We start from the raw sequence: 19,283 nt of genomic DNA, 5'->3' as shown, positions 1-19,283 counted from the left end.
CTGAATGCTATTGAAGTTATTTTTTCCCTTGATACAATAAGTATGATCTCACTAAATGATAATGATTTTCAATTTCATTATAACAAGAAAAATGCAAATGGGACAGAGTTAAGGGGAATATAGGCATGAAATTTAGGTACACACTTTCCATTCTTATCATTTTAAGTATTGTTTCCCTGTTCGTTGGCGTGTCGGATGTGTCGATCTTGGATGCTTTTCAACTAACCCCGGAACAGATTGATATTTTACTGATCAGCCGTTTTCCAAGATTAGTGAGCATACTTATTGCTGGAGCCAGCATAAGTATTTGCGGACTGATTATGCAGCAGCTGACAAGGAACAAATTCGTCTCACCCACAACGGCGGGTACTTTTGATTCAGCACGACTTGGTGTATTGGTATCGTTACTTGTTTTTACATCGGCAAGTCCTTTGGTGAAAATGATGGTGGCGTTTGGCTTTGCTCTTTTAGGCACGTTTATTTTCATGCAAATCTTAGAGCGGATTCCCTTCAAGGACACAATTTTCATCCCTCTCGTTGGTTTAATGTTTGGGAATGTGATCAGTTCAATTTCTACATTTTTCGCGTTGAAATACAACCTTGTTCAAAACATGTCGTCCTGGTTGCATGGTGATTTCTCGATGATTATGGAAGGTCGTTATGAAATGATGTTCATTTCGATCCCTTTTCTGGTGATTGCCTATCTATACGCAAATCAATTTACCATAGCGGGAGTAGGGGAGGATTTTGCCAAAAATGTGGGATTGAACTATAAGCAGGTCGTGAACATTGGATTAGCTATTGTTGCGATGGTGACGGCATCTGTTGTCTTGACAGTAGGCATGATCCCGTTCTTAGGCTTAATCGTTCCAAATATCGTAACGTACTACTACGGGGATCATTTGAAGAAGAGTATCATTCAAACAGCGATTATCGGTGCTGCATTCGTCCTGGCCTGTGATGTCTTAGGTCGAGTGATCATTTATCCTTATGAGATTTCAATCAGTGTAACCGTTGGCGTCATCGGTAGCGGAATCTTTATTTACCTACTGATGAGGAGGCGGTCGTATGCAGCTTAGGAGAAAGACCATAGCGATTGGTGTGCTTGCACTTCTGCTCATTGCCATCTATTTGTTCACGGGAATAAGCAGCAACTGGGATTATATCCTGCCTAGTAGAGGGATGAAGGTTCTGGCGATTATTGTTACAGGAGGGGCGATTGCCTTCTCAACGGTCATTTTCCAAACTATCACCACGAATCGAATCTTAACTCCGAGCATTCTAGGTTTAGATAGTATGTACTTGCTCGTTCAAGCAGGTGTGATCTTTTGGTTTGGATCTGGCTCCATCGTAATGATGGACAGCCAATATAACTACTTGCTTTCTGTCGGAGCCATGATAATCTTTTCCTTCTTGTTGTTCAAATGGCTATTTAGGAGAGGAGAAAATGTCTACCTTTTACTATTAGTTGGTATCATTCTCGGCACATTTTTCTCGAGTCTGTCTTCTTTTATGCAAGTGTTGATTGACCCTAATGAGTTTATGATGGTCAGAGACCGTATGTTTGCAAGCTTCAATAATATCAATACCAATTTACTGTGGATTTCCATTCTGCTCATGCTCATAGCTTTCGTTAGTTATTTGCCATTGCATAAATACATCGATGTGATGGCACTCGGCAAGGACCAGGCTGTTAACTTAGGTGTCCCTTACGACAAGGTCGTGCAAAGGCTGTTAATTATTGTAGCGGTTCTTATTTCGGTGGCGACAGCACTCGTTGGCCCAGTTACGTTCTTAGGCTTGCTCGTGGTCAACCTAGCCCATGAATTTATGAAAACGTATAAGCATCGTTATTTATTTCTCGTATCGATTTTCTTCAGCATCGTAGCACTCGTTGGCGGTCAGCTTATCGTGGAACGCGTATTCACTTTTTCAACGACGATTAGCGTGCTGATTAATTTTGTTGGTGGAATCTACTTTATTTATCTATTACTAAGGGAGAATAAGGCATGATCAAACTAAAAAATTTATTTAAAAGATATGGTGATAAACCTGTGGTAGACAATGTCTCTGTTTCAATTCCTAAGGGGAAGATCACCACTTTCATCGGTCCAAATGGTGCTGGGAAAAGTACTTTGTTATCGATGATCAGCCGGCTCATTACTAGAGACGAAGGAGAGGTGTATATCGAAGAAAGTGAGATTGGTAATTGGAAAACCCAATATTTGTCAAGAAAACTAGCCATTCTAAAGCAAAGCAATCACATCCATTTAAGATTAACAGTCAGGGAGCTCGTTTCATTTGGCCGGTTTCCTTATTCAAAAGGGCGATTGACAAAAGAGGATGAGGAAAAGGTCGATGAGGCCTTGGAATTTGTGGCCCTACAAGATAGGGAAGATCAATACCTTGAACATTTAAGCGGCGGGCAGCGGCAACGAGCTTATATCGCCATGGTGATCGCCCAGGATACTGATTATGTGTTACTTGATGAGCCATTAAATAACTTAGATATGAACCATTCCGTGCAAGTAATGAAAACATTGAAGGGACTTGTTCACGAACTCGGGAAAACCGTTGTCCTTGTCGTTCATGACATCAATTTCGCCTCAGTCTACTCCGACTACATTGTGGCTCTAAAAAATGGCGAAATTGTCCGGGAGGGTTCCACCGAAGAGATGATCCAGTCCAATGTCTTGCATGAAATCTATGATATGGATATTGCTATTCGAACGATTAATGACAACAGAATTTGCGTCTATTTTTAATGAAAAGGATGAGGTGATTTTTTATGAAAAAATGGTTATTGTTGATGAGTGCAGCATTGGTTTTGGTGGTTTTATCAGCGTGTGGAGAATCCGAGGAAACCTCCGCTGCTCAAGAGGGCGAGACGATTACAGTTGAACATGAATTAGGCGAAACAGAGGTGCCTAAGAATCCGGACAATGTTGTTGTGTTCGATTACGGTATCGTAGATAGTCTTGATCAATTAGGTGTAGATATTGCAGCTGTCGCAAAGAACTCACTTCCAGAATACTTAAGTCATTATGATAGTGATGAATATGAAAATGCTGGGTCATTGAAGGAGCCTGACTTTGAGAAAATCAGTCAAATGGAGCCGGGATTGATCATTATTTCCGGCCGCCAAGCCTCTGTATATGAGCAGCTTAGCGAAATTGCCCCAACTGTCCACTTAGGGGTGGACACAACCAATTACATGGAATCATTTGAGCAAAATATGATGACACTTGGTGAAATTTTTGACAAAAAAGATGCAGTAGAAGAAGAAGTAGCTAGCATTAAAGCTGATATCGAAAAAGTAAACGATAAAGCTTCAAACATGGATGAGGAAGCATTAATCATCCTAGCAAACGATGGAAAAGTGAGCGCATACGGGTCCTTCTCACGCTTCGGGATTATTCATGACGTATTTGGAGTCAAGCCAGTGGACGACACCATAGAAGCATCGACCCACGGACAAAGCATCTCCTTCGAATACATTACTGAGAAAAATCCGGACCATCTATTTGTAATTGACCGTGGAGCCGTCGTTGGCGGGGAATCTTCGGTGAAACAAGTAGTGGAAAATGAGTTGGTCATGAAGACGAACGCCTATCAAAATGACAAGATCACCTACCTTGATCCTGAATATTGGTACTTGTCCGGAGGAGGACTGCAATCCGTGTCGGCAATGGTTGATGAAGTAGATGCTAGCTTAGAATAACGAATAAAAGGACGCGCCGTGCGCGTCCTTTTATTGTGAGCGCCGATAAAAGCGGAGTGAGCGCCGATAAAAGCGGAGTGAGCGCCGATAAAAGCGGAGTGAGCGCCGATAAAAGCGGAGTGAGCGCCGATAAAAGCGGAGTGAGCGCCGATAAAAGCGGAGTGAGCGCCGATAAAAGCGGAGTGAGCGCCGATAAAAGCGGAGTGAGCGCCGATAAAAGGGGAGAGAGCGCTGATAAAAGCAGGTCACACATTTACTTTTTCAAGGAAAGGATTATAATTACAAATAAAAAGGAGAAACGCATGATTATTAAACCCCGGATCTATCCTTTGAGATTGAGAAAGTTAGAAGCTCTTCTGAGAAGACTTCCTCTGCACCATCCCAAGAAAACCCTTGTTCAGGATGCAATTGCTCGCACGCGTGCTGGTTATCAGGGGGAAAGGTCATTAGATTTCCATCTGAATTTTATCCCTCCTAAAGACTACCTCATTATTAATGATCTCCGCATATTTGACGGTCAGCACTTTTTTCAATTGGATACCGTTCTTCTCTCAAAGAAATTCATTCTCATCCTAGAAGTGAAAAATATTTCAGGTTCTCTATATTTAAACAGTGATATTCACCAATTAATTCACAACTCTAATGGAAAAGAAGAGTCTTTTCCAGATCCCATCCTCCAGATTGAACGTCAACAGCAACAACTAACTAAGTGGATAGAAGATCGCTTCTCAACTACTATCCCTGTTGAAGCACTAGTTTTGTTCACGAATAAACATGCTATTCTCCATTTAAAGAATGATAAAGATTCAGCGAGCGTTATGAAAAGTGAAGGATTAACGAATCGATTAAATAAGATAGAACTAAGACATGACACATCTCAGCTCACTGCGGATCAACTAAATTCAATGGCTTATCGGTTAATCCAGTCTCATCAAGACTTACAACAAAATTTATTGGAGTCGTTTGGCATAAGGGAGTCTGAATTACTGCTCGGGGTATATTGCTCCACGTGCTCTGCGCAAATGGTTTGGGTGAAAAGAAAATGGCAGTGTTCGTCATGTGGAATGAGATTCACTGATTCTCATATTCAAGCATTACAGGATTATGCTTATCTCTGTCACCCCCAAATATCAAACAAACAAGCCAGAAAGTACTTAGGTATTAGATCGGGAGACACGGTCAAACGTTTGTTAGTCAAATTAGGGGGTAAGAAAATAGGGGCCAATAAAGATAGAGAATATGAAATACCACTTCCAATGGGGTGAAAGCATGGGCAAGGGAGTAGGGGGGCTACTGCTTAAAAAGTTAATCCAAATTTCGGAACAGGAAGGCTACTGGACATTAACTGCAGGAATTTTAGTTGAAAATAGGAAAAGTATTGCTTTGCATAATACAGGAGCTAGGTATTCGTGAAAAAATAGGATGCTTGCATGATAGATGGCGATGTGCTTCTGTTAGAAAGAGGAGTCGGACAGTTTATTGGGATTCTTTTTTAAAAATTGGGGAATAGCTGGTTAATAAAAGGAGTTTTACTTATGATTATTCGTTTTGGCTATGTAGCAATGGCCACTTCACTATATGATGCAAGCCCATCTAAAACGATGACCTTTTCCCGGTACAAACAACTTGGCAAAGAAGAGCGGGCCGAGCAACTTAGAGAAATTACCAGAGCAAATTTAGAACATACAATACGTGCGCTTCATTATAATATTGCCCATGAAATTCATCTCTATCGATTTTCCTCATCACTCGTCCCACTTGCCACTCACGAGGAAGCCGAGTGGGATTACATTACACCCTTTCAAGAAAAGTATAAGGAAATTGGAAAACTTGTAAAAAAGCATCAAATGCGGACAAGTTTCCATCCTAATCAATTCACCCTTTTTACAAGTGATAAAGCACATGTGACGACGAATGCAGTTAAGGACATGGACTACCATTATGCATTACTTGAGGCGATGGGACTTGAAAAAGAATCGCATATCAACCTTCATGTGGGAGGGGCATATGGGGATAAACCCTCGGCTATAGAACGGTTTCACGATAACCTTAAGCAGCTGCCACCCCCTATTAAAGGACAAATGACTCTTGAAAATGACGATAAAACCTACACAACTACAGAGACGTTATCCATCTGTGAAAAAGAAAAAGTCCCAATGATGTTTGATTATCATCATTATATGGCCAACCATGAGAAGGAGGAGGAGCTGGAAGATATACTCCCACGCTTCTATCAGACATGGTCGAACAATCCTTTTCCTCCTAAAATGCATGTTTCTTCACCAAAATCGGAAAAAGCCTATCGCAGCCATGCTGATTTTGTTGATATTGAATTTATTAAACCTTTGATTAAAGTGTTGAAGTCTCAACAGGTGGATGTTGATTTTATGATCGAGGCGAAAAAGAAGGATAGGGCTGTTCTGCAGTTAGTTGAAGATGTAGCGAAAATTAGAGGGGCGAAGCGGATCGATGGGGCAACGATAGGGATATGATGGAATATAATGCCTCGCTAACTTATATTTTTAAAAAATTCCAACAAATTGTTTGCAAAGTCCTATATTTGAGATAAAATATACGTGTGGGTTGGGGAACCCACTTATCGTATCATACCAAGGTTTACAGGAAGTTATTATGGTAAGGCTTTATAAGCCGAGGCGTTGGGGATCGCCTTGCCGGTTCAGCCGGCTTCTCCCCGTCAAAATGACTAAAGCAATTTAGTCATTTTTTTCATATCTAATTGTAATTTTTATCCTTAAGAGGGAGCGGATACTATATGAAATACGATATTGGACTGGATATTGGCGTCACCTCCGTTGGCTGGGCTGTTATTAATTTGGATAAGAAGCGTCTGGAAGATTGGGGCGTAAGGCTATTTGAAGTGGCCGAGCACCCTAAGGACGGCTCCTCCCTGGCTGCCCCACGCCGTGAAGCACGTTCAGTGAGCCGACGTCTAAGAAGACGAAGACACCGAGTCGATCGTATACATAATCTAATGTTAGAAAAAAACCTTCTTATTAAAGAAGAACTTGACGAGTTGTCTCCGCTAACGAGTGAAGACCTTGATGTATGGGAAGTCCGCAAACAAGGAACCGAACGACTTCTGACCAATCGCGAATTTGCCCGCATGCTCATCCACTGTGCCAAACACCGCGGCTATCGCTCCAATCGTAAAAGTGAAGAAGGCAGCGATGAGGAAGGGCGCGCTGTTTTATCTGCCGTCAAAGAAAATCACAACCTCATGATCGAAAAAGGCTATCGTTCCATTTCACATATGCTTATTGAAGAGAATAAACCACTTCGTAATAAAGGCGGAGACTACTCTGGTGTATTATTACGATCTGATATCCAAAAAGAGATTGAGGCTATTTTTGATAAACAACAGGAACTAGGACATCCCTTTGCAACAGAAAAACATAAAGAACATTACATAACGACATGGGGATCGCAGCGTCCTTTTGCTTCAAAAGACGATATCTTTAGCAAAATTGGAACGTGTTCACTCGAAAAAGGAGAGAAAAGAGCTCCAAAAGCCTCCTATCGTTTCCAACGATTTCGTTCCCTAGACAAGCTTAATCGCTTAAGAATCATTACGCTAGACAAAAATATAAGAGAACTCACAAAAGAAGAGCGAGAACAAGTCCTTAAACAGTTTTTTGCCAAAAAAGAAGTGAAATATAAGGACATCAGGAAAACATTAAAGCTAGATGATCAGGAACGTTTTAACGAACTTTACTATGATGAAAAAGAAACAAATGCTAAAAATGAGAGCAAAACTTTCGTATCACTAGAGGATCAATACAAAATTAGTAAAGCGATCGAAAAATCCCTGGTGAAAAAGGCGCCAACTACATTTACAAGTCTCGATTACGATACATTAGGCTATGCGTTAACCGTATATAAAGATGATAAAGATATTCGGGATTATTTGAAGAATGAATTTATTACTGGCAAGGGCAAACCTGTTCAAAACTTAACTCAGCGTTCCTATGACGATGACTTAATAGATGCTCTGCTAAAAGAATCATTCAACACGTTCAGCCATCTCTCATTTAAGGCATTAGACAAGATTCTTCCTTTTATGGAAAAAGGACAATCCTATACAGATGCATGTCAAAGCGCCGGCTATAACCTTCAAGCACGAAAGGATCTACCTAAACAGCGTCTGCTGCCTGTTATTCCAGAGGATGAGATTCGCAACCCAGTTGTATTGAGAGCACTTACTCAATCAAGGAAAGTATTGAACAGTATTATTAAAAAGTATGGTTCGCCGGAGAATTTGTACATTGAGCTGGCGCGTGAAATGGGTCGTCCATATAGAGAGAGAAAGCAGTTAGAGAAAGACTATAACAAGAATCGTTCGATAAATGATAAAGCAAAAGATAAAATTAGCGAGTTTTACCCTGAAAGGTCAAAGGTTCGTGGCCATGACGTTTTGAAAATGAAATTGTGGGAGGAACAAAACGGCGAATGTGCCTACTCTAGAAAACCTGTTTCACTAGATAGGCTACTAGAGGATGGATACGCACAGGTCGATCATATCCTGCCATATAGCCGAAGCTTTGATGACAGTAATACTAACAAGGTACTGGTGTTATCAAAAGAGAACCAGAACAAACAAAATAAAACTCCTTATGAGTGGTTCGGTCATGATGAGAAACAGTGGAGTCAATTCGTTTCCTACGTTGATAGTTTAAAAGTAAATAAACGCAAGAAAAAGAATCTCAAAAACCAAACCTTTGATGGGCGTAATGAGGAAGAATTTCGTGAACGCCACTTAAATGATACACGCTACATTACACGTTTCTTAAAAAACTATATCGAATCCCACTTGCATTTCACTGGAAATCCAAAAGAACAACATGTATATCCGGTAAATGGGCTTATACTTCTGTGATGAGAAAACGGTGGGGTTTTAATAAAAATCGAAAAGCGAACACGTTACATCATGCTCTGGATGCAGCGATTGTAGCAGTGAGCCGTCCTTTTCGTAAGCGAGTGAGTGAGTACTTCACACAGCGGGATAAGAGTTTCAAGCAGGCTTTGAAAAAGATGAATATTTACTTCCCTCAGCCTTGGGAGGGATTTGTCAATGAATTGAATGTTCGATTGGAGCAAGATCCTGATCAGATGAAGGAAGCGCTCATAAAATCTGACTTATATGAGAGTGATCCCGATTTTAGAGAATCCGTGATGCCCATCTTCCCGTCCTGGATGCCAAAACGATCCATTAAAGGCCAGTTGCATGAGTCTACTTTTAGAAGAAACCGGGGAAAGACAGAGGAAGGTTTCACACAGGTGGTTACGAAGACTAAGCTAGAAAATATTCGATTCGATAAAAACGGGGACTTTTCTATGTATAGGAAAGAATTTGATATGGCAACTTATAATGCAGTTAAAGAACGGTATCTAGAGTTTGAGGGGAATAAAGAAAAAGCCTTTGAACAACCATTGTACAAACCTTCTAAAAGCATAAAGAATGCCCCAGTTATTCGCTCAGTGAAAATCGTAGATAAAAGGAATCTCTATGTATCTGTTAAAGGTGAAGACATGATAGCAGATAACGCTAGTATTGCGAGGACAGATGTCTACCAAGATAGAGAGACCAAGAAATATTATTTAATACCGGTGTATGTAGCAGATGTGAAACAAGGTAATCAGCCTGATCGATTTATCGCGGCGTATAAACCATATGAAAAATGGCCTAAAAAAGCTGAAAATCATAGCTACTTGTTTAGCTTGTATTCAAATGACCTTATTTACATCGAGTTGCCTAAACCAAAGGTTACCAAAAGAGAATCTATAGAATGGAAAAGCGGTTATTTTTATTTTAAGGGTGTTGACACTGCCACAGGTTCTATTTCTATAAGTAAAAATGACAGTAAATTTTCAGATAGAATTGGCGTCCAATCCCTTGTTAATTTTAGTAAATACAACATCACACCAATTGGCGATCTTCAAAAAGTTCAAAAGGAAACAGCTTATGGCGTATAGACATATCATTATTCGTAATCCAGCCAAGCTTTCTGTGAAGAACCATCAATTGGTCATCAAGCAGGAAGAAACGGTGCAAATTCCTATTGAGGATGTTTGCACTTTAACAATTGAGGATCCTGCTATTACGTTAACAGGGGTTTTACTCAGTGAATGCGCTGCCCACCATGTCGAAGTTATTGTTTGCGATCAGAAAAGGACTCCCAGTGCCCTGTTACAACCTTTTCACCAACATTCTCGGCAAAAAGCTGTATTAGATATGCAAGTAGGATTATCTAAACCCTTTAAAAAAAGAGTATGGCAAAAAATTGTGCGGACGAAAATAGAGAACCAGGCTAGATGCTTAGATTTAATGTTTCAATCTGATAAGGCGAATTTACTTTATTCCATTTCAAGGCAGGTAGAGTCCGGGGATCGATCCAACCGTGAGGCTTATGCTGCTAAGTACTACTTTAATCAATTATTCGGCGGCGAATTCACAAGGAGAAGAGAGGATGTGCATAACATTTCTCTTAACTATGGCTATAGTTTGATCAGATCACTTGTGGCAAGAGCCCTGGTTCGTTATGGTTATACACCTTCCCTTGGTGTTTTTCATGATAGCCAAACAAACGCTTTTAACTTGGCTGATGATTTCATGGAGCCATTAAGGCCATTTGTCGATCTTACAGTAGCCATGTACGTGGACAAGGAAGAAGAGTGGTCCAGGGACATCAAAGAAAAGTTATTTAACATATTAAGCTATTCGGCCTTCTGGAAAGGTGAAAAACAAAGCATTACTAACGGAGTGGATTTGATGATGAAAAGCTATGTAGCAACATGTCGGAACGGGGATGTAAGCATGCTTGTTCTACCTGAATTAAGAGCACTGGAGCAGCATGTGTATGAGTAGGTTTATGAGAATCATGGTATTTTTTGATTTACCTGTTGTGTTAAAGAGGGATAGAAAAGCTTACACTAAGTTTAGAAAGTTTCTACTGAATGATGGTTATGTGATGATGCAATACTCCGTCTATTATAGAGTTTGTAACGGAGAAGAGGCCGTACAGAAACACATGAGACGTTTAAGAGAAAATGTCCCTCCTGTTAATGGGGCGATTCGTACTTTGAAAATTACAGAGAGGCAATTTGAAAAAATGGACATTCTTTTAGGGGTAGAGACTCCCGTTGAAAAAGTGGGTTCAAATATTACAGATTTTTTCTAAAAAGGGCTTGCCAACGCAGGCTCTTTTTCTGTTTTTGTACAATTTCCACAGAAAAAGTGGGGAAAAGCCTGGGGAATGCATTGGACTTAGCTCTTTTTTTAGAAAAAGAAACTTCTGAAAACCCTGATATAAGTGGGTTTATAAGCCATGTATCGTATCATACCAAAGTTTACAGGGGAATTATGGCTCAAGAAACAATGGGCTATGTGATCCCTAAATCGTATCATACCAAAGTTTACAGGGGAATTATGGCTCATCTGATTGCTTTTCCAATCGTTTAACGATCGTATCATACCAAAGTTTACAGGGGAATTATGGCCTTCCGGATCCTCATCCGAGAAGGTGTGATATCGTATCATACCAAAGTTTACAGGGGAATTATGGCACCACTTTAAACCGATGCGACATAGCTTGGATCGTATCATACCAAAGTTTACAGGGGAATTATGGCCGTTATACCTTCCGTACCTTCCAAGTGCAATCGTATCATACCAAAGTTTACAGGGGAATTATGGCTGTCACTTCCCTCTCGAAAAAACAGATTTGATCGTATCATACCAAAGTTTACAGGGGAATTATGGCACTAGGTTCATATACTTGATAGCCCCGTTAATCGTATCATACCAAAGTTTACAGGGGAATTATGGCCAGCCATACGTCCGACAATGCGGAGAATATATCGTATCATACCAAAGTTTACAGGGGAATTATGGCCGAGTTAGGCATTATAACTCACCGTATGGAATCGTATCATACCAAAGTTTACAGGGGAATTATGGCTTGGAATCCAAATCAAGTACATAAAAAATCATCGTATCATACCAAAGTTTACAGGGGAATTATGGCAGAAGGATAACACCACGCATCTTGTACGGAATCGTATCATACCAAAGTTTACAGGGGAATTATGGGAAGGAGATGCGAGGACAGTACCCTCTTTATTCAATAATTGCAAGAAAAGGAGTTATTGGTCTGATGTAGACACTTGCCCTTGATTATCTCATTTTTATCTTTGATGGTTTCTATAATTACACTGAATCTTGCGCTAAGAATCGTAAGTAACTGAAATGACGGACACTTACTATAGTGATATGGAAGTTTTTATAATGGAGGATAATAACTCTTTAGAAAACAAACCCACTCAATACCTTTATAAGTAATGGGTGGGTCTAAAATGGTTTAGTCTTCTACAATAAACTCAAAGTCACCTTCGAATTTAACATCTTTACCAAGAAGCATACCGCCAGTTTCAACAGCTGCATTATAAGTCATGCCATAAGCTTCACGGTTTACTTTCCCAGTAACCGCGAATCCAGCAACTGTGCTTCCGTCAAGTGGACTCTTAGAAGTACCGTTATACTCAACAGTAAATGTTTCTTCATTTGTCTCACCTTTAATAGTAAAATCACCAGTTACTTCATATTCATCATCAGATACTTTTTTAATGGATTTACTTTGGAAAACCATGTTCGGATATTTCTCAGCTTCGAAGAAATCACCAGTTTTTAAATGACCATCACGGTCTTCATTACCTGTATCAATAGATGTTACAGGGATTGTTACTTTAAGGCTTGCTGATTCAAGATCAGAAAGGTCGCCGTTGAAGTCAACATCGAAGTCTTGGAATTCACCTTTAGCTTTACTTACAACCATATGCTTGATTTGAAAAGCCAAACTGCTGTGTACTTTGTCTAATGTTAATGTTGCCATTTTTATTCCTCCTAGTGTTATTGGATACACCAATTTTCTTAATTTCTCTCTTTTTTTGTGTTGGAGTAAATAACCCCTAATCACTTACCTTATGTAAGTAACTTTACAATACAGATCAAGCATCGTCAAGAAAAATATCTCGAATTCGAATCAAATTTATTGAAATGTTAGTGAAAACAATTCGAGTAATGCATTTGATACTTCTATTTTCCCTTCTGTACAATGTTTTTAAACCTTTCTTTTAGCCGACCTCTTAACAGTTGGGATAAGGTCCATTTCCATAACAAAGAATGACCCCTATAAAGAGGCCATCCTTTAAATTATAATTTGGTTTTAATAAATACGTGGTATTTACTTTAAGTGGTTTACTATTGTTGCCGTTTTTGTTCTGGTTTGATTTCTCATGGCTTGGAAGTATGAAGGGGGTCACTGTCAGTCTTCACCTTGGTATCCTTACGATAGCTGTAGCCTATTACCTGTTCGTTAAGGGGCTGAAGTTTGTGCCTTCATCACAGCCGTTACCCTTGCTTTGGCGGAGCTTGGGTGTGTTTCTCGTTGGGGAACGCTTGTCAGGAGTGTCATGGATAGGTATCGGATTACTGCTTTTCGGAATTATAGTATTAACATTGAACACAAATCAGCGAGGCATAAAAAAGGCTGAAAGATAAGGGTTTCAGCTTCAGGTGATGAGTGAAAGGATGAATGAGCAGGCTGGTCGGTCTAACAATTTACCCACCTACATGGAAACAATGGAAATAATTAATAGTGATAACCTGTAAATACATGTGTTACCTTGTAAAAAGATTAAACATCAAGGAGGTAAATCATGATAGTAAAACGAATGATGATTGTGTCTGTCGCAATCGCCTGTTCATTGACGTTTACAAGCCAAGTTTTCGCACACAGCAGCACTCATACCGTTCAAAAAGGTGAGTCTTTATATAAAATTGCCAATCATTACGGAATTCCTGTTCAGCAGCTTAAAGAAATGAACAACATGGAGAGGAATGAAATTTATCCAGACGAGCAGTTGGAACTGCCTGTTCTGCCTAGTGAATCTGAAGAAGATCTGCTTGCTAGATTAGTAGAAGCAGAAGCTAAAGGAGAAAGCTATGCTGGTAAAGTTGCGGTCGCTACGGTTGTTTTAAACAGGGTGTCTAGTGATAAGTATCCTGATTCTATATATGGTGTGATTTATGATGGGTACCAGTTCTCTCCTGTAATGAATGGTACAATTAATCAGCCTGCAAGTGAAGAATCTAAACGTGCTGTTGAAGAGGCATTGGATTATCAGGGATATGATCGTGAGTCACTGTTTTTCTATAATCCTGATAAAGCGACTAGTGAGTTTTTGAGTGATCAAGAAGTAACAACAGTTATCGGCGATCATGTTTTTCTAAGATAGTTTTATAGAAAGCGAGCACATTGATGTGCTCGCTTTTTTTGTTACCTTATTTTATACTTCGCCTGGTTTTGCCTCTGTAACATAAGTTCCAGCTATAAAGTCATGAATAGAGCGGTTGTCTTCCCTGATTCCGACCATAAAGGCACTGACAATGAGGCCAATTCCTAATGTTAAGGCATACACGAGTCCGCCTACGATCAAACGCATGAACATCGTTCCGACTCCGACGTTATTCCCATTAACCTTTATAATACGTATTCCCATAATTCTTTTACCGACAATATACCCCTTCCATAAAACTGGAAGGAACAAAGAGTAGGGGAGGGTAATCCAGTTAGAATAAGGGCTGTCGAACTCCCATCCAAATAAAAGCATTCCTAATAGGGAAATTGGGAGCATCACAATAATAGAATCTAAAATACCTGCTACGAGACGTTTCCAAAAACCTACTGAACGATACATAAAATCTTCCTTTCTAGTCACATAAGACTATTGTACGTAGCCATGTTAATGTATGCAATGGTTTCAGTTATAAATAGAAAGGTTATGGAAAGACATAGATAAAAAGGAGGTCAAATCGAATGAGTAGTATTTTTTCAAATGAAGCTCTTAAGGACAGACATATCCTAATTACCGGAGCTACCGGGGCATCGGTTATGAAACGACAAAAGCTGTGGTGCGATCAGGAGCCAACGTAACGATAACGGGACGAAGGGAGGAAAAGCTGAACAACCTTAAAAAGGAATGTGAAAAGTTGAATGACTCTGTAGAAGTATATGTTCACACCGCCGAACTTAATGACGAGGAAAGCCGGAGATATTTGGTGGATGAGGCAATCCAGACAAATGGAGCTATTACTGGACTTGTCAACTCAGCCGGGGTGGTCGGGGGAGGCACACTCGACAATCTAACGGAAGACGAGCTTCGTAACGTAATGGAGCTGAACTATTTTTCTACAGTGTTACTGACACAGCTTGCTTATGAGAAGATGAAGCCTCAGAGCGAGGGGGCAATCGTAAATCTATCCTCTTTATCAGGCTTGCGCGGGACGCATGCGAACATCGCCTATAGTGCTTCGAAATTTGCGGTGACTGGGTTTACTCAGTCGCTTGCAATTGAGGCGATTGAGCACAATATTCGGGTTAATGCAGTTTGCCCTGGCTATGTGGATACAGAAATGGGGCGGGAGTCGATTCGCTCCAAAGGCGAACGGAACAATCGTAGTTTTGAAGAGCAATTGAAGGTTGCAGAAGAAGGGATTCCTTCGGGGCGGATTTCTACTGCTGAAGAAGTAGCGAATACGATTGTGTTTTTATTATCTGAGACAGCTGGGAATATCATTGGAGAGTCTATGAAGATTTCTGGGGGAAGTGTGATGAGGTGAACAAGAAAAAACTGGTTCACAAACTGGAAGAGTTTTGCTATCCTTAAGAAAAGGTTTTCAATAATTGAACAAGAAAAGAGCTAGGGGTGCCATGCATGTGGCTGAGAGGAAAACATTTCCGACCCTTTGAACCTGACTTGGTTAGAACCAGCGTAGGGAAGCTTTCGAGGCTGAATGTAAACGTGTATTGCATAAGGTAAATCGAAGCTCACCCATAACGCGGGTGAGCTTTTTTTAATGGAAACTTAACGAGGGGGAGATGTTATGAGAGATCCGTTAGTCATCGCGGGGATAGAGCTTGAAAGTCGTTTGTTTACAGGAACAGGGAAATTTGCTGACCATAGTGTAATGCGGGATGCGATTGAACAGTCTCATTCACAGGTTGTTACGGTTGCGATTAGGCGGGTGGATCTAGATGGGTCTGGCAAGCATATCGTTAATGATATTCCAAAGCAGGCAACGTTAATGCCGAATACCTCAGGGGCGAGGACGGCTGAAGAAGCGGTGCGGATTGCACGACTTGGAAAGGCTAGCGGAATGGGAAACTGGGTCAAGATTGAGGTCATTTCCGATCAAAAATACCTTCTTCCCGATAATGAGGAGACGATTAAAGCCACGAAAATCTTGGTAGACGAAGGATTTGTTGTCCTGGCTTATATGAGTCCTGACTTAATGGCAGCGAAACGCATGGAAGAGGCCGGGGCTGCAGCGATCATGCCGCTGGGATCTCCAATTGGTTCGAACCGGGGTATTCGGATGAAGGAAATGATCCGGATTATGATTGATGAAATCGATGTTCCCATTGTCGTAGATGCAGGGATTGGCAAACCTTCTGAGGCAGCGGAAGCGATGGAAATGGGCTCGGATGCTGTCCTTGTGAATACAGCGATTGCAACAGCGAAGGACCCTGTGGCTATGGCGAAGGCTTTTGATATGGCGGTTAGAGCAGGGAGAATGGCTTACATTTCAGGACCCGGGCAATCGTCTTTTCAGGCAAAAGCCTCCTCACCGCTAACGGGATTTTTAACTTCAACAGGAGGGGTTAATAATGAGTTTCTATAACGTGTATGAAAAGTTGAAAGATCAGCCGTTTAGTTCATTATTTGATGAGGTGACGGCAAGGGATGTCGAGAAAGTTTTACAAAAAGATTCTCTAACTGATCAGGATTATTTCACTCTATTGTCGCCCGCTGCAGAAGGTTACATAGAAGAAATGGCTCAGAAGGCACACCAGCTCACAGTGCAGCACTTTGGCTATACCATGCAGCTATTTCAGCCGCTTTATGTCTCCGATTACTGTGTTAACACATGTAAGTATTGCAGCTTTAGTGTAGAGAACGTTTTTCCTAGAAGGCGTTTAACAATGGAAGAAGTGGAGGAAGAAGCTCAGGCGATATCCACGAAAGGAATTGAACAAATTATCATCCTTTCGGGGGAATCCCGTGTGCATTCATCTGTTGATTACTTAACAAAAATCATGAAGGTTCTCAGAAAGTATTTTTCATCAGTAGGACTCGAGGTTCAGCCGATGGACCTCGAGGATTATGAAGCCTTGGTGGCGAGCGGAATTGATACGCTGACGGTTTTTCAGGAAACATACGACGAAAAAATTTATCGTGATCTTCATACGAAGGGACCGAAGCGGTTTTACAAGTATCGCTTGGATACACCTGAGCGAGGGTGTCAGGCTGGGATGAGATCTGTTACGATCGGAGCTTTGCTTGGTCTTGAAGATTGGCGCAAAGAAAGTTATCTCACTGGTTTACACGGAAGTTACCTCCAAGACAAATACTTAGATGCGGAAATTGGCGTTTCGTTTCCGAGAATACAGCCGAATGCAGGAAGTTTTCAACCTGAAATTCATGTAACGGATCAAAATATGGTTCAAGCTATGCTCGCCCTTAGGTTATTCCTCCCACGGGCAGGAATTATATTGTCAACTCGTGAAACTCCTCAATTACGTGATCAACTGATCCCGCTTGGAGTGACGAAAATGTCTGCCGCTTCCTCAACTGAAGTAGGCGGCTATGCCCAACTGGAAAATACACAAAGCCAATTTGAAATTTCTGATGAACGTTCAGTAAAGAAGATTCGCCAATTGCTTCATGAAAAAGGCTATCAACCAGTTATGAAAGATTGGCAAATCGTTTAAAATGGAATTTCATGTGATCTCCAACGGTAGATGGCCGATCAAGCAGTTTGCTGACAAAATTGCTCCGCTTCATGACGAGGATGCCTTTTTCCATATAAGGGAAAAACAGAAGACTGCAAGAGAAATTTCACTGGGAATTTTCGAGATGCGAGACCGAGGCACAGCACCTGAACGGATTGTGGTAAATGACCGTATGGATATAGCTCATTGTTTCGGTGCTGGAGGTGGGCAGCTCTCGAGTCAAAGCTTAAGAATAAGCGATGTGCGTTATTGTTTTCCTTCTTTACGAATTGGAAAGTCCGTGCATTCCATTAACGAAGCTCAACAAGCAGAAAAGGAAGGGGCGGATTACGTTATGTTCGGCCACATTTACTCGACATCCTCAAAACCGGGTAAGGAGCCACAGGGGTTGAAAGGGTTAGTTGAGCTGACTGATTCGGTTACGTTGCCGGTTATTGCAATAGGCGGGATTAACCCGGAACATGCTTTAGACATAAGAAAAGCGGGGGCAACAGGGATTGCAGTCATATCCGGTTTGTTAGATGCAGACGATGTCGTGAAGCAGTATCAGTCTTATAAGAAAGGGTGGTGTTCATGATGACCATACAACTAAATGGAGAACCCTTAGATTGTCCTGAAAAAGTTGTGACGGTGACAGATCTCTTAGATTTTTACAAATTGGATAGTCAAATGGTCATTGTTGAGTACAACCAAACCATTATTCAACGTAATCAGTACCCTGATGTTCATTTACAAAAAGGGGACCAAATTGAATTGGTCCATTTTGTCGGGGGCGGTTAAGTTCAATTCCTGTACACTCCATTAAAAAAGGGGGAGATTTCCTTTTGAGATCTCCCCCTTACTCTTTATCTAGTTACATTTCACCATAATACACCATCTAATACGTTACTGTTGAACAGGTTTGTATCGATATTACACGTTTGGGCCTCGATCCCATACTGCCAACCGGCTATTAATCCATCTTCCGGCGCAGATGGCTGGTAATCTGGAGCATTTGCCTCCGTGGTGATCCCCACTTTTGGTACAGCTGTCCAAATGTACGTGTTCTCCTTGATTTCGGCATTCGTTTCAGATGCTTGCTGGAAAGCCTGATATAGTGGTGTATCAGAATCAAATGAGCCGTAAATACCAGGGTTGTATTCAGATTCACTCATAACCTGGTACCAGCCTCTAATGAAATCGGAATCTACTGGGTAAGTTGGTTCTATATCGGCAAAGAGGGCAACTCCCTCGGGTACCCCATCTTCTTGAGCTTTCTGAATAGCTTCTCTAGCTACATTCTGTCCGTTTTCAAAACCTGTTGCGTCAGTAAAGTGGTTCCATATGACAAGGATTTTTATATCGTTTGAATGGAGTAGATCTACTTCTTCAGGTGTTATTCCTGTGGAAACGCCTTCCTTATCACCTAGATAACGTCCCCATATTTCAGGTGTACCATAGTTTTCTTGAACACAGGCCAGCAAATTGTCAGTAGTAAGACTTGCTGAGTCGACACCCCAAACAAGTTCATTTCCACTGGATTCATTGTTATTATTCCCATTGGTATTATCTGTGTTATTGTCTTGATTATTACTTTGATTATTATCCCCTTCATTGTCATTGTTATTAGAATCTTGTTTATGCCCATTTACGTTATTAGCAATATTGTTTGGGACTGTCAATAATTTTGTGTAAATAACCATATACCTCTTCTT

The 19,283-nt window shown here is 40.9% G+C and carries 19 protein-coding genes, 1 pseudogene, 1 CRISPR repeat array and 1 riboswitch; of the genes and pseudogenes, 17 read left to right on the top strand and 3 right to left on the bottom strand.

Annotation, left to right across the window (positions count from 1 at the left end):
• The first annotated feature begins 125 nt into the window (after nt 1-125).
• From MUO15_RS12600 to cas2, 10 genes and pseudogenes are all read left to right on the top strand, one after another.
• Complete coding sequence (locus MUO15_RS12600) at nt 126-1,079, top strand: ABC transporter permease (RefSeq protein ID WP_245029641.1); 954 nt, start codon at nt 126-128, stop codon at nt 1,077-1,079.
• A complete protein-coding gene (locus MUO15_RS12595) occupies nt 1,069-2,013 on the top strand; it encodes an iron chelate uptake ABC transporter family permease subunit (protein ID WP_245029640.1) in 945 nt (314 codons plus the stop codon). The genes MUO15_RS12600 and MUO15_RS12595 overlap by 11 nt, the downstream gene beginning before the upstream one ends.
• On the top strand, nt 2,010-2,765 hold the full coding sequence (locus tag MUO15_RS12590; protein ID WP_245029639.1) for an iron ABC transporter ATP-binding protein: 756 nt from the start codon (nt 2,010-2,012) through the stop codon (nt 2,763-2,765). The genes MUO15_RS12595 and MUO15_RS12590 overlap by 4 nt, the downstream gene beginning before the upstream one ends.
• A gap of 23 nt (nt 2,766-2,788) precedes the next feature.
• On the top strand, nt 2,789-3,721 hold the full coding sequence (locus tag MUO15_RS12585) for a siderophore ABC transporter substrate-binding protein (protein WP_245029638.1): 933 nt from the start codon (nt 2,789-2,791) through the stop codon (nt 3,719-3,721).
• A gap of 35 nt (nt 3,722-3,756) precedes the next feature.
• Nucleotides 3,757-4,986 carry a nuclease-related domain-containing protein gene (locus MUO15_RS12580; RefSeq protein WP_245029637.1) on the top strand — a complete coding sequence of 410 codons (1,230 nt, stop codon included), beginning with the start codon at nt 3,757-3,759 and terminating at the stop codon, nt 4,984-4,986.
• Nucleotides 4,987-4,990: 4 nt separating this feature from the next.
• Nucleotides 4,991-5,134 carry a GNAT family N-acetyltransferase gene (locus MUO15_RS12575; RefSeq protein ID WP_245029635.1) on the top strand — a complete coding sequence of 48 codons (144 nt, stop codon included), beginning with the start codon at nt 4,991-4,993 and terminating at the stop codon, nt 5,132-5,134.
• A gap of 122 nt (nt 5,135-5,256) precedes the next feature.
• Complete coding sequence (gene uvsE, locus MUO15_RS12570) at nt 5,257-6,213, top strand: UV DNA damage repair endonuclease UvsE (protein WP_245029633.1); 957 nt, start codon at nt 5,257-5,259, stop codon at nt 6,211-6,213.
• A 281-nt stretch (nt 6,214-6,494) separates the two neighbouring features.
• A pseudogene (gene cas9 / locus MUO15_RS12565) lies at nt 6,495-9,712 on the top strand (type II CRISPR RNA-guided endonuclease Cas9).
• Nucleotides 9,702-10,604: a type II CRISPR-associated endonuclease Cas1 gene (cas1, locus tag MUO15_RS12555; protein WP_245029627.1), complete on the top strand. Its 903-nt coding sequence runs from the start codon at nt 9,702-9,704 to the stop codon at nt 10,602-10,604. Before cas9 ends, cas1 begins: the two are co-directional and overlap by 11 nt.
• Nucleotides 10,605-10,608: 4 nt before the next feature.
• Nucleotides 10,609-10,917, top strand: coding sequence for a CRISPR-associated endonuclease Cas2 (gene cas2 / locus MUO15_RS12550; protein ID WP_245029625.1), 309 nt, complete (start codon nt 10,609-10,611; stop codon nt 10,915-10,917).
• A 151-nt stretch (nt 10,918-11,068) separates the two neighbouring features.
• Nucleotides 11,069-11,829: direct repeats of the CRISPR family, unit length 36 nt; unit sequence ATCGTATCATACCAAAGTTTACAGGGGAATTATGGC.
• Nucleotides 11,830-12,096: 267 nt separating this feature from the next.
• Here cas2 and MUO15_RS12545 read toward each other — a convergent pair.
• Complete coding sequence (locus tag MUO15_RS12545; protein WP_245029623.1) at nt 12,097-12,627, bottom strand: YceI family protein; 531 nt, start codon at nt 12,625-12,627, stop codon at nt 12,097-12,099.
• Between the two features lie 344 nt (nt 12,628-12,971).
• Here MUO15_RS12545 and MUO15_RS12540 point away from each other — a divergent pair, with 344 nt between their 5' ends.
• Both MUO15_RS12540 and MUO15_RS12535 read left to right on the top strand, forming a co-directional pair.
• On the top strand, nt 12,972-13,295 hold the full coding sequence (locus MUO15_RS12540; protein WP_256464127.1) for an EamA family transporter: 324 nt from the start codon (nt 12,972-12,974) through the stop codon (nt 13,293-13,295).
• Between the two features lie 158 nt (nt 13,296-13,453).
• A complete protein-coding gene (locus MUO15_RS12535) occupies nt 13,454-14,032 on the top strand; it encodes a cell wall hydrolase (RefSeq protein ID WP_245029619.1) in 579 nt (192 codons plus the stop codon).
• A gap of 51 nt (nt 14,033-14,083) precedes the next feature.
• Here MUO15_RS12535 and MUO15_RS12530 read toward each other — a convergent pair whose 3' ends face one another.
• Nucleotides 14,084-14,494 (bottom strand): RDD family protein, encoded by a 411-nt coding sequence (locus tag MUO15_RS12530; RefSeq protein WP_245029617.1) that lies wholly within the window; start codon nt 14,492-14,494, stop codon nt 14,084-14,086.
• 211 nt (nt 14,495-14,705) lie between these two features.
• Here MUO15_RS12530 and MUO15_RS12525 point away from each other — a divergent pair, with 211 nt between their 5' ends.
• The 5 genes from MUO15_RS12525 to thiS all read left to right on the top strand — a co-directional run bounded on the left by MUO15_RS12525 (nt 14,706) and on the right by thiS (nt 18,369).
• Complete coding sequence (locus MUO15_RS12525) at nt 14,706-15,416, top strand: SDR family NAD(P)-dependent oxidoreductase (RefSeq protein WP_318036156.1); 711 nt, start codon at nt 14,706-14,708, stop codon at nt 15,414-15,416.
• 72 nt (nt 15,417-15,488) lie between these two features.
• Nucleotides 15,489-15,592, top strand: a riboswitch (TPP riboswitch).
• 88 nt (nt 15,593-15,680) lie between these two features.
• Nucleotides 15,681-16,478: a thiazole synthase gene (locus MUO15_RS12520; protein WP_245029615.1), complete on the top strand. Its 798-nt coding sequence runs from the start codon at nt 15,681-15,683 to the stop codon at nt 16,476-16,478.
• Nucleotides 16,465-17,568, top strand: coding sequence for a 2-iminoacetate synthase ThiH (gene thiH, locus MUO15_RS12515; protein ID WP_245029613.1), 1,104 nt, complete (start codon nt 16,465-16,467; stop codon nt 17,566-17,568). Before MUO15_RS12520 ends, thiH begins: the two co-directional genes overlap by 14 nt.
• 13 nt (nt 17,569-17,581) lie before the next feature.
• On the top strand, nt 17,582-18,166 hold the full coding sequence (locus MUO15_RS12510) for a thiamine phosphate synthase (protein WP_245029611.1): 585 nt from the start codon (nt 17,582-17,584) through the stop codon (nt 18,164-18,166).
• On the top strand, nt 18,166-18,369 hold the full coding sequence (thiS, locus tag MUO15_RS12505) for a sulfur carrier protein ThiS (protein ID WP_245029609.1): 204 nt from the start codon (nt 18,166-18,168) through the stop codon (nt 18,367-18,369). The genes MUO15_RS12510 and thiS overlap by 1 nt, the downstream gene beginning before the upstream one ends.
• 80 nt (nt 18,370-18,449) lie before the next feature.
• On the opposite strand, the gene MUO15_RS12500 is transcribed toward thiS, so the two are convergent.
• Nucleotides 18,450-19,271 carry a glycoside hydrolase domain-containing protein gene (locus tag MUO15_RS12500; RefSeq protein ID WP_245029607.1) on the bottom strand — a complete coding sequence of 274 codons (822 nt, stop codon included), beginning with the start codon at nt 19,269-19,271 and terminating at the stop codon, nt 18,450-18,452.
• Between the last annotated feature and the right edge of the window lie 12 nt (nt 19,272-19,283).

Source organism: Halobacillus amylolyticus (genome assembly GCF_022921115.1).
Classification (GTDB): domain Bacteria; phylum Bacillota; class Bacilli; order Bacillales; family Halobacillaceae; genus Halobacillus_A; species Halobacillus_A amylolyticus.
Note: the sequence above shows the minus strand (reverse complement) of the source record. Positions and strands in the feature narration are given on the sequence as shown.